The organism is Lichenihabitans sp. Uapishka_5, assembly GCF_033947565.1.
In the GTDB taxonomy this organism is placed as follows: domain Bacteria; phylum Pseudomonadota; class Alphaproteobacteria; order Rhizobiales; family Beijerinckiaceae; genus Lichenihabitans.
In genome coordinates this window covers 1-10,469 of record NZ_JARPVX010000105.1, presented here as the reverse complement: position 1 = coordinate 10,469, position 10,469 = coordinate 1, and the positions used below count along the sequence as shown (strand labels likewise).

9 protein-coding genes and 1 pseudogene are annotated in these 10,469 nt (G+C 68.0%); 5 read left to right on the top strand and 5 right to left on the bottom strand.

What is annotated here, in order from left to right:
- Positions 1-944 precede the first annotated feature (944 nt).
- The 5 genes from P7D22_RS20730 to P7D22_RS20710 form a co-directional block, all read right to left on the bottom strand.
- On the bottom strand, positions 945-1,433 hold the full coding sequence (locus P7D22_RS20730; protein ID WP_319936161.1) for a nuclear transport factor 2 family protein: 489 nt from the start codon (positions 1,431-1,433) through the stop codon (positions 945-947).
- Between the two features lie 17 nt (positions 1,434-1,450).
- Positions 1,451-1,975 carry a YybH family protein gene (locus P7D22_RS20725; RefSeq protein ID WP_319936160.1) on the bottom strand — a complete coding sequence of 175 codons (525 nt, stop codon included), beginning with the start codon at positions 1,973-1,975 and terminating at the stop codon, positions 1,451-1,453.
- Positions 1,976-2,233: 258 nt separating this feature from the next.
- Positions 2,234-3,184: a LysR family transcriptional regulator gene (locus P7D22_RS20720; RefSeq protein WP_319936159.1), complete on the bottom strand. Its 951-nt coding sequence runs from the start codon at positions 3,182-3,184 to the stop codon at positions 2,234-2,236.
- Between the two features lie 48 nt (positions 3,185-3,232).
- A complete protein-coding gene (locus P7D22_RS20715) occupies positions 3,233-3,697 on the bottom strand; it encodes a nuclear transport factor 2 family protein (RefSeq protein WP_319936158.1) in 465 nt (154 codons plus the stop codon).
- Between the two features lie 135 nt (positions 3,698-3,832).
- Positions 3,833-4,744 carry a LysR family transcriptional regulator gene (locus tag P7D22_RS20710; RefSeq protein ID WP_319936157.1) on the bottom strand — a complete coding sequence of 304 codons (912 nt, stop codon included), beginning with the start codon at positions 4,742-4,744 and terminating at the stop codon, positions 3,833-3,835.
- Positions 4,745-4,937: 193 nt separating this feature from the next.
- Here P7D22_RS20710 and P7D22_RS20705 point away from each other — a divergent pair, with 193 nt between their 5' ends.
- From P7D22_RS20705 to P7D22_RS20685, 5 genes and pseudogenes are all read left to right on the top strand, one after another.
- Positions 4,938-5,351, top strand: a complete 414-nt coding sequence (locus P7D22_RS20705) for a YybH family protein (protein WP_319936156.1) — start codon at positions 4,938-4,940, stop codon at positions 5,349-5,351.
- Positions 5,352-5,383: 32 nt separating this feature from the next.
- Positions 5,384-6,367, top strand: a complete 984-nt coding sequence (locus P7D22_RS20700) for a zinc-binding alcohol dehydrogenase family protein (protein ID WP_319936155.1) — start codon at positions 5,384-5,386, stop codon at positions 6,365-6,367.
- 89 nt (positions 6,368-6,456) lie between these two features.
- Entirely contained in the window at positions 6,457-7,578 is a 1,122-nt protein-coding gene (locus tag P7D22_RS20695; RefSeq protein WP_319936154.1) for a hypothetical protein, read from the top strand.
- 440 nt (positions 7,579-8,018) lie between these two features.
- Positions 8,019-8,633 carry a tyrosine-type recombinase/integrase gene (locus P7D22_RS20690; protein ID WP_319936153.1) on the top strand — a complete coding sequence of 205 codons (615 nt, stop codon included), beginning with the start codon at positions 8,019-8,021 and terminating at the stop codon, positions 8,631-8,633.
- Positions 8,634-8,756: 123 nt separating this feature from the next.
- A pseudogene (locus P7D22_RS20685) lies at positions 8,757-9,956 on the top strand (IS256 family transposase); the annotation flags it as partial.
- Positions 9,957-10,469 lie beyond the last annotated feature (513 nt).

Sequence of the window (10,469 nt, the reverse complement as noted above, 5' to 3'; positions counted from 1 at the left end):
TCGGCAGCGTCAGATGTGTATAAGAGACAGGGATGCCGTGACTGCGGCTGACGTCGAGCACGCTCTGGCCGAGCCAACCCGACGCGGCGCGCCCGTCCTCGAACCGCACCGGCACGCGCCGGGCGCAGCGGCGCAGCACGCGCGCGGCGAGCATCGTGACCGCTGCCAGGACGGCCGCGCCGTAGCCGATGAGGATCAAATTCTCGACGCCGTCGAGCCAGGCCCGATGCGCCTGCAGCACCGCGAGGCTCGCGGCGAAGCGCGCCTGCCATTCCGGATCGGCAGGCAGGCGGCTCAGCACCTCTTCTCCGGCCGCGGCGAAGCCGAGCAGGGCCGTGATCGGCACGGCGAACAGCAAGGGGATGACGAGCGGCGCGAGGCGCGGCCAGCCGCGCTTCAGCACCAGCACCGAGGTGAGCCCGATGGCGCCATGCGCCCATATGACGAGGATCACCAGCAACTGCTGCAGAGCGAGGCGCGGCGCGGCGATCCAGTAGGCTGCCAGGACGAAGCGGTAGTCGCCCGCGAAGGCCCGGTCGACGTCGCTCAGGACCTGCAGCGACACCACATGGGCGAGCAGCAACGGCGGTGTCGCGAGGCCGAGCGCGAGCTGCACCCCGTCTGTCCGGCTCATGGCGAGGGAGCGCCGCGTCGCCAGCGAGGCGAGCCCGAGCGCCGTATGGGCGAGCGCCGCCGCGAGCAGCAGCGCCTGGCCCAACCCCGTCTGCCACGGTGCGAGCAGCAGCCGGCGGCCCTGCTCGACGACCGCGATGGAAGCGAGGCCGAGCGACAGGTTCAAAAGGTGGCCGGCCACGAAGGCGAACAGCACGAGGCCCGACACGAGCCGGACGCGTCGCGGCCAGGGATGGGAGAACATCAGCCGAAACTGCCACCTGTTGGGGCCGATCGCAACGGCCCCGACGGCCCGGTGACAACGCGAGCCATCATGAGGCGCGAAACGTTTCCTCCTCGCGGTCGATGAAAGGTTGGAACAGCGCCGCGGGCCAGTTGGGATCGACCGTGGAGGTGCGCTCGAGGCATTTCCAGACGCCACTGCGCTTTTGGAAGCGGTCGCCGTAGCGGCCGGTCGACACCACGCCCTCCCGCTCCGACCGCCAGTTGACGATCCAGCGCCACTCGGCCCGGGCCTCGTGGCCGGCGCCCGTGATCGCGACCGGGCCAAGGTCGTGCCACCACTTCTCCAGCGGAAAGACGCTGTGGGCGTAGTCGTAGAGCTGCTTGAGACCGCTTTGGCCCTCGAAGGTCACATGGCGGAGGTCGTGCACCGTGAAGGTCGCCTCGGGCCAGTAGAGGTCCACGTAGGCCATCGCGGAGGCCAGGCTCGCATCGGCATCGATGGCCCGCTGGTGGGCGTGCAACTGCTCGAAGATGGCGAAGCGGTCGGTGACGCCGAGGCTGCCCGCGTCTGACATGATCGGTTCCATCCGGCTCAGCCTTCGCCCTGCACGGGATCGGTGTTGAAGATGTAGAGGCTGATCTTCCAGGCGCCGCGGATCTTGTGCAGCACGAAAACCTCGCGGTTGAGGTCGACCACCTTCTTGCCGCCCTCGAGCACGGTCGCGCCCTCGTGGTGGAAGGTGCGGATGACGGCGGTATCGCCGGTCACGTCGATGCCGGCATAGCCGAAGGCGGTGCTGAAGTTGGCGACCTTGAACAAGGCCCCATAGGCGGCCCGCTTCTCGTCGGGCGTCGCAAAGGTCGGCTTATCGTTCCACTCGGCGACGCCGTCGGGCGCGTAGAGCGCCAGGATCCCGGCCGTGTCGCCGGCATTGAGGAGCTGCTCGTAGCGATGCACGACGTTGTAGGCGCCGCGCTGCTCTGCCGCCAGCCCGGGGTCGGACGAGAACGGGACCGCCGAGGCCGGCGCGTCCGAGCCCGCCGCCCGCCCCGGGAGCGAGGAGCCCGCAAGGGCGCAGAACAGAGCGGCCCCGGCCAGCGATACGCGCAACAGCATACGTCCTCGTCGCATCAAAATCATTCCCTGTTGTCTGGATGTCTTCGCACCGGGCGCATCCGCCCGACGCGACACGGGATGCGCCATGCGCCTGCGCGATCCTAATGTGGCGGACGGCGTCGGCCCGGAGAAGGGTGCGGACTGGAACGATTCATCCAAGATCTGGAACTATCGCCGGCAGGTCCGAACCGACAGGCCTTCAATGTGTGCGCGAATAGCGACGCGTCGCTCTCGCCGGCTTGGCGCGGGAGCTTCGCTTCAGTCACCTGGATCCGGAGAACCACCCGGTGCGGTGGCGTCGACGTGCTGGATCAGCCAGGGCAGTTCGGCTCTCAGGTGATCCGAGAAGGCCGCGGCCAGCCGCGACGACTGCGCCTTCGGTGGCGTCAGCACGCTGATGCTCGACACGGGCAGGCTCCAGGCGGTCAGGAGCACGACCAGCCGTCCGGCCGCCAGCGCCGGGGCGAGGACGTAGGTCGGCAGGGCCACGATCCCGCCGCCCGCGATGGCGGAGGATCGCAGGCTCGCCATGTCGTCGGACCACACCCGCGGCTTGAAGGAGACCTGCGCCACCACGTCGCCGGACCGCAGCGTCCATTGCGGCGGATCCGCGGAGGTCGCGAAATGCAGGAGCGCGCTCTTCGCCAGCTCGTCCGGCGTGGCTGGCGCGCCGTGGGTCCTGATCCAATCCGGGGATGCGGCGATCGACCAGGGCGTCCGGGCCACCACGCGTTGGATCAGCGTCGAGTCCTTCAGGGGCGCGACATGGCCACGGATGGCCATGTCGTAGCCTTCGCCCACGAGGTCGACGAGCCGGTTGCTGGCCTCGACGCGCATATGGATTTCGGGGTGCCGGTCGAGGAAGCACGGGACCAGCGGTGACAGCGCGAACTGCGCGAGCGCGTTCGAGCAGGACACGCGCAGGGTGCCGGCGAGGCTATCGCCGTGATCGAGGAGCGCCTGCTCGATCGTCCTGGCGAGGCCCTCGATGGCGCGCGCGTGGGGAAGCAGCAACGCACCGGCCTCGGTGAGGGAGAAGCTCCGGGACGTGCGCCGGAGCAGTCCCGTCCCGATCGCCTTCTCGAGGGCCGTGATGCGCTGGCTGATGGTCGATTTCGGGATGCCGTTGATCCGCGACGCGGCGGTGTAGCTCCCGTGTTCGATCACCTGCATGAGCAGGCGCAGGTCGTTGAGGTCCAGCGATCTCACGCCGGCGCCGCTTCAGGATGCGGACGTTCGCGCATTGGCGACGCGGCTCTAGAGCGTGATCTCGGCGCCCGCCGGATCGCTCCGGATGGTCCAAGCCCCGGCGCTGCGGAACGACTCCGTGGTCGCCAGCGTGTCCTCCATGAACTGCATGTGCCGGCACAATCCGTCCACCACTTCGACGTAGACCGCGAACGGGGAGGTCACCTGCTTGCCGAGTACGACCGAGCGATAGGTCATGCGACCGAACAAGGCGGCGTAGCGGTCGTCGCCGAACAGCGCGATCTCCTCGAAGGCCTCCTTGGCCCAGTAGCGGCCCACGTCGACGAAGGTCTGCACGACGGCGGCAGGGCCGATGGCGGTGCCGGCCCAGGGCATGACGCGCTTGAGCGCGGGGTTGGAGAAGTTGAGCGACACGTAGGTCGCGTCCGGCGCCATCAGGGCGCTGACGCTCTCGAGGTTCGTCGGGTCGGCCAGGATGGCGCGGAGGACGTCTTTGGGGGTCTGCTGCGGCATCGGCAGGTCTCGTTCTGCAGGACTCGTAACGGCTGCCGGTCGCGTCGGCCGGCTCTGGCCTCCGGCTTACCTGCTCGGTCGCCGGCCGATTAGCCGGCCGCCCCGGGAAAGACTTTCCCATTCCTGGAAACGCGCTCAGGTCGCGAGCTCGGGGAAGAGCTCGCCGATCATCCGCGACGCGAACTCCTTGAAGAGGCGCACGGCACGGGACTGGTAGCGCGTCGCCGGATGCAGGATGACGAGGTCGAACACGGGCAGGTGCCAGTCCGGCATCACCTCCACGAGCCGGCCTGCCCGCATCAACTCGGGCTGCACGATCGGCGGCAGGTCGCCGATACCGCCGCCGGCCAGCAGGCCCGCCGTCACGCCGACGTAGTCGTTAATGCCGAGTTGCGGAACGAAAACCAGCCGCTCGGTGTTCCGCCCGTCCGCGTGGCTGAACTCCCACGCGTATTCGCGCCTGAAATGCGAGAAGGCGAGGATGGGGTGTTGCAGGAGGTCCTTCGGGTGCCGCGGCGCCTCCGCGCGGCTGAGGTAAGCGGGGCTTGCGACCAGACGATGGCGGAAGGCGAGCAGCCGGCGCACTACGAGGCTCGTGTCCTCGACCGGCCCGACATGGATCTCGAGGTCGATGCGATCCGCAATGAATTCGACGACCTGTTCGGTGATCACGGCCTCGAACCGGACGGCGCCATGCACCTGCCGAAACGCGGCGATGATCGGGGCCACCACCGAGTCGGAGATGCTCGGCGGCGCCGCGAGCCGCACGAGACCCCTGACCGCGGCGCGCTGGTTGGCGACGACGTGCTCGACGCCGTCGTTGGCTTCCGCGGCCCGGCGCGCGTAATCCAGCACCTCGTGGCCGACCGCTGTGAGGCGCAGGGTGCGGGTCGAGCGCTCCAGCAGCTGCACGGCGAGTTGCTTCTCGAGATCCGCGATGCGCCGGCTCACGGTCGAGACGGGCATCTCGAGCCGACGGGCGGCCTCGGTGAAGCTTAAGGCCTCGGCGACCTTGGCGAAGACGATCAGAGAATTGAGGTCAGCCATCTCGGTCCGCCGCCGTGCGCCGCGAGAGGCGAGCCATGGGGAGCAACGCTCCCTGATCGGCGCCGTTCGCCCGGCGACGTTCCAGAATCCGGATGCTGCGTTCTCGGTTCATAGCTGTTTGCCGTCCTCCTCCGGCCATAAGACCTGCAATGACCGGCACCGGAGTGGCAAGCCCGGGAGCGAAGGAGTGCCGATGCAGGCGAACGGGACCGACGAGGCCGCGATCCGCGAGATGCTGGCCAGGTACAATGTGGCGCTGAACGGCGGCCGTACCGCGGAGGTGCTGCCGCTTTATGCGCCCGACTGCGTGTTCATGGCGCCTCACGCGGTGTCGAACGTCGGGGTCGAGGCGGTGCGCGCGGCCTATGACGCCGTGTTCCGTGAGCTCGCGTTCGACGTCGCGTTCACGGTGGTGGAAGTCGTGCAGCTGGCGCTGGACTGGGCCTTCGTCCGCACCAACTCGGCCGGCACCACCAGGCATGCCCCGACGGGCCGGACGACGACGGAAGCGAACCAGGAGCTCTTCCTCCTGAAGAAGGGCGACGGCGCCCGGTGGCGGATCGCGCGCTACAGCTTCTCGCCCACGAACCCACCCGGCGACGCCTGAAACAAGGCGAGACGCTGAAGGAGGTGGTAGAGATGGCCGGCACGATGAAGGCTGCGGTGATCCACGAGCCGGGCGGCCCGGAGGTCCTCAGGCTCGAGGAGCGCCCGATTCCGGCCGCGCGCCCCGGGCAAGTGCTGATCCGGGTCGAGGCCTTCGGTCTCAACCGGTCGGAGATGTTCACGCGCCAGGGCCTGTCCCCAAACGTCAGGTTCCCCCGCGTGCTCGGCATCGAGGCGGTCGGCACGGTCGCCGATGCGCCCGGCGGCGAGTTCCGGCCCGGCGACGTCGTCGCGACCGTGATGGGCGGGCTCGGGCGCGACTTCGACGGCGGCTACGCCGAATACACGCTCGTGCCGGCCGCGCAGCTGCGAACCTTCCTGACCGACCTTCCGTGGGACCGGCTCGGCGCCTTGCCCGAGATGCTGCAGACCGCCTGGGGGTCGCTGTTCCGGGCGCTCCGGCTGCAACCGGGCGAGCGGCTCCTCGTTCGCGGCGGCACCACCTCGGTCGGCATGGCGGCGGCCGCAATCGCCAAGCGCCACGGCGCGACCGTGGGGTCGACGACTCGGAGGGCCGATCGCGAAGCCCTGCTGCGGGCCTGCGGCGCGGACGCCGTCTTCATCGACACCGGAGCCATCGCCAACGACGTGAGGAGTTGCTGGGACGGGGGCGCCGACAAGGTGCTCGAGCTCGTCGGCACCACCACGCTGGGCGATTCCCTCCGCTGCGCCCGCGAGCCCGGGACCGTCTGCCTGACCGGCATGGTGGGCAACCAGTGGTCGCTTTCCGACTTCAACCCGATGGAGGTGATCCCCACCGGGGTCGGCCTCACGGTCTACGACGGTGGCGTGACCGACTTCATGGCCATGCCGTTGCAGGCGCTGGTCGACGACGTCGCGGCGGGCCGGCTCCACGTGCCTGCCGGCCGGGTGTTCCGCCTCGACGCCATCGTGGAGGCGCACCGGACCATGGAGGCCAACACCGCGGGCGGCAAGATCGTGGTCGTGACGCGCTGAACCGATCAAGGGCGCATCCGGTGCGCCCCGCCTGTGCAGGTGCCGCTGCCGGTACCGAATCGAACCTCCAACCAAGCAGGATCAACGACATGTTCGATGAACTGGTGTCTACCGGTCGCGTGAGAGGCGGCGTGCTGCGGGTGGCCTCCGCCTCCGCGGCCGGCCTCTGCCTCCTAATTGGATCGCTCGCGGGCGGCCCCGCATCCGCCCAGACCTCCACGCCGGTGGCGCATGCGAGCCCGCTGCCCGCGAACTGGCGTGACCTCAAGGAGGGCGTGGGCGGGTACCCCGCGGGCCCGATGCTGGAGATCGCCCTGCGCCGGACCCACGCGGACAAGCTCGAGATGTTCAAGTGGCGCTCCGAATTCATCGCCATGCTGAGCGTCCAGCCGGGCCCCCAGGTCGAGCGGGAGTGGCATTCGACCTGGGGGCTGCCCGCGAACACGGGCGCGGGGACCTGGACCGGCATGACCTGGTGGGAGAACCAGCAGAGATGGCAGGACATGGCCAACATGCTGTTTCCGACGCCGGTCGCCGACAAGTGGATGCGGACGCTCGACATGACGCTAATCTTCGTCAAGCCGCTCGACAGCGGTTTCGACCTGCGCACGCTCGCGCAATCCGACGGGCAGGTGCTCGAGATGGGCCTGCTCGCCTTCCCAGCCTCGGGCGCCGAGGCTGCCGCGGGGAGCGAGCCCGCCGCGGCGCGCACCTACCTCGACGAGCTGAAGAAGAGCGGTGCCGAGCCCTACCGTTTCGCCATCTACCCGAACCCGACCGGGTTCATCGGTCCCTACACCGTAGCCTACAAGGAGAACGGCCCGCCCGACGCGACCGGCGAAAGGTGGTTCGTCTACATGGCGACCTACCGGTCGGAGGAGGCGCGGACGCACGTACAATCGGGCGACGCCGTCCACCGCGCGTTCGCCGCGCTCACGGACGCTACCGTGAAGAGCCATTCGGACATCCAGGTCATGACGCGCACCACCTCGCAGGTGTGCATCAAGAAGGCGACCGGGACATGCTCGCTCGATCCGGACGATTGCCACGTTGGCGTCATGGGGAGCGGCGATACCTGGGCCGCCAGTTGCGGGGAGCGGCCCCAGCCCTGCATCACTGATTACAACGTCTGCTCGGAGCTTTCCGCCAGGACATGCGGCGCGGTGGGCGGCCGATTGGCCGACGCTTGCCCCGCGACGGCTCAACCCTGACCGAAAAAGGAGCGACAGCGTTCCTGGCCCATGCCGCATGAGACTTGCTCGCCGTGATCAGCCGATCGCGAAGTCAACGTATGGAGACGGTCCTCGGCATGGGCGCCCGTCATTCACGAGCGACAAAGATCACCAAGTTTGGCATTGGCGGTGCGATCCCTGAGCACACCATGTTCGAGCAGACGCAGGCCGACGCAATCCGTTGCGACGCACGGCAGGGCCGGCTTCGACGTCCGTAGCCTCTCCTCACAGCCCGATCCACGCAGGATGCGAAGGATCCTCGAATATGGGGAACGACCATCGAGACGTTTCCGGCCGCCGATGTCGGCCTTCTATCGCCGCACGCTCCGAAGCGGACGGTCGCTTCACGGCCATGCCCATCGGTTCGTGACTGATCGCTTGTTCCTTCTACGGCCGCTTTCGACCGCGGGAGAACGGCAATGGGACACTCAGAATTCGACCCTGGCGTGAAAGGGCGACGACCATGGAACGCGGGCCGGAAGCTCGGCGCTAAGCGGGCGCTCAAGCCGCAGCAGGTCTGGGCCGTTCGCTTCTGGCTTGATCGCGAGGGTAGGCTTCGCGACCGGGCCATGTTCGATCTCGCGATCGACAGCAAGCTGCGCGGCTGCGACGTCCTGAAGATCAAGATCGGCGACATCGTGATCGGTGGTCGCATCCGAAATCGCGCGATCGTTGTTCAGCAGAAGACAGGCCGTCCCGTTCAGTTCGAGCTGCTCGATCCGGCGCGGGCCAGCATCTTGGCTTGGCTAGAACGCCGGGGTGGAACGCTCGATGACTTCGTCTTCCCGAGCCGGATCGACCATTCCACGCACATGGGCACGCGCCAGTATGCGAGGCTCGTCGACGAGTGGGTCACCGGCATCGGGCTCCGACCTGAGGACTACGTCACCCACTCGCTCCGGCGCACCAAGGCGTCGATCATCTATAAACAGGCAGGCAATTTGCGAGCGGTGCAGATTCTGCTCGGCCATACAAAGATCGGGGCACTGTGCGAGGTGCCGTCGCGGAGTTGGTTGGAATTGCAGGTGGCGTAGTCTCCGGGGTGCTGAACCCTGACATCGCCGGCGTTGGAGCGCCGGCGTGAAGATGGAGACCACGCCTTGGCCAGATCTACCACATCGACGCCCGCTGAGGGCGCGTTCCCTTTCGACGGCTGATTCGATCCGATCGAAGCCGGCCTGCGCACCAGGGTGCGGAGCTTCATTGAGACCCTGCTGGAGGAGGAACTCACCGCGGCGCTCTCGCGACCGCGGTACGGCCGGCAGGTCGACGATCCCGCCGGCGGGGACCATGGCTCCCGCGTTCCAGGTCACCGGCATGGGCACCGCACACGGCAGCTGACCGGCAGCTTCGGCCCGACCGCGATCGCGGTGCCTCGCGCGCGCCTTGTCTCGCCGGACGGGACGACGCGCGAGTGGAAGAGCGCGGCCCTGCGCAGCTATCAGCGCCGCACGCAGGCCGCCGATGCGCTGATCGCCTCCGCGTATCTCGCCGGCACCAATACACGGCGCGTACGCCGCGCGCTCGCCGCGGTGTTCACGGACGGGGTCGGCAAGGATGTCGTGAGCCGCGTATGGCGCAAGGTGAAGACGGATTGGGAGGCTTGGAACCGCCGCGACCTCGCGGCCGAGCCGATCGTGCGGCTGATCCTCGACGGCACGGTGGTCCGCGTGCGGCTCGACCGCAAGGCGACGGCGATCTCGCTGCTGGTGGTGATCGGCGTGCGCGAGGATGGCCAGAAGGTGCTGCTCGCCGTCAAGAACATGGGAGGCGAGACCGCGGAAGCCTGGCGCGTCGTGCTCGACGACCCAATCGGCCGCGGCCTGCGCCGGCCGGACTTCCTCATCGTCGATGGAGGGGCGGGCCTTGATAAGGCGCTCGCCGCCCTCTGGACCGACGTGCCGACCCAGCGCTGCACGGTCCACAAGCACAGGAACCTCCTGGCGCACGCCCCAGACAAGCTGCGCGACGAGGTCACGGCCGATTATCGCGACATGATCTATGCCGAGACCGCGGTCGAGATCATGGCGCGCCGCAAGGCCTTCCTCCGCAAGTGGCGGCTGCGTCACCGGCCCGTCGCCGACAGACTGGAGGAGGCCGGCGACCGGCTGTTCACCTTTACGCGCCTGCCGCCGAGCCAGTGGAAAAGCGCCAGGACCAGCAACGCTATCGAGCGGCTCCACGAGGAGATCAAGCGACGCATCAAGACCCAGACCGTCCTGCCCTCGTCCGAAACCGCCGCGATGCTGTTTTGGGCTCTTTTAGCCTCAGGTCAGATCCTGATGCGCAAGGTCGACGGCTGGACCTCGCTCGCCACCCCAATCGCCGATCACCAGCCGGTTGCGCTCGCCGCCTGACCCGCTACCATCATAATGCCCCGGCCTGCGTCACCCAATTCCAACACGCTTCGCGACAGCACCCTGTGCGATACCTTGGCGTGGATGTCGAAGACGCGTTGACCCTTTCCGAGCGAACTGAAATCTGAGCCGAACGCAGCCTCGGTATCACTTCTCGAGGCTGCGCTTTTGCGCCCTTGCAGGCGGTTCAATCGACTTTTGCAACTGCTCCGAAGCGATCGTTCGCGAAAAAGCCAGAGGCGGCCGAGTTGGATGGTCTGCAGAAGTTGGCGTGGCTGCTGAAGACGCCATTCATGCTTCGCATGCAGGCTGGTCTTGGCCGCCAATGAGACAAGTCTACTGATATCAGGCGGACGCCCCTGATTTCCCTGTGCTCAAGTGCGGTCTGGGTCCCGATCGGAGCGCGTCGGAGCTTCCCGCTGCCAGCACTTATCTTCAGGCAGCCTACGGCTACTGCCGAGCTATGTGGGAAACTGGGTGACGACGGTGGTTTGAAGGCGGCGTATCGAGGCG

What these genes read in the sequence shown, in the direction of transcription:
- P7D22_RS20730 (WP_319936161.1), bottom strand. Translation starts at nt 1,433, where the DNA reads ATGTCAGACGCGGGCAGCCTCGGCGTCACCGACCGCTTCGCCATCTTC.
- P7D22_RS20725 (WP_319936160.1), bottom strand. Translation starts at nt 1,975, where the DNA reads ATGCTGTTGCGCGTATCGCTGGCCGGGGCCGCTCTGTTCTGCGCCCTT.
- P7D22_RS20715 (WP_319936158.1), bottom strand. Translation starts at nt 3,697, where the DNA reads ATGCCGCAGCAGACCCCCAAAGACGTCCTCCGCGCCATCCTGGCCGAC.
- P7D22_RS20710 (WP_319936157.1), bottom strand. Translation starts at nt 4,744, where the DNA reads ATGGCTGACCTCAATTCTCTGATCGTCTTCGCCAAGGTCGCCGAGGCC.
- P7D22_RS20705 (WP_319936156.1), top strand. Translation starts at nt 4,938, where the DNA reads ATGCAGGCGAACGGGACCGACGAGGCCGCGATCCGCGAGATGCTGGCC.
- P7D22_RS20700 (WP_319936155.1), top strand. Translation starts at nt 5,384, where the DNA reads ATGGCCGGCACGATGAAGGCTGCGGTGATCCACGAGCCGGGCGGCCCG.
- P7D22_RS20695 (WP_319936154.1), top strand. Translation starts at nt 6,457, where the DNA reads ATGTTCGATGAACTGGTGTCTACCGGTCGCGTGAGAGGCGGCGTGCTG.
- P7D22_RS20690 (WP_319936153.1), top strand. Translation starts at nt 8,019, where the DNA reads ATGGGACACTCAGAATTCGACCCTGGCGTGAAAGGGCGACGACCATGG.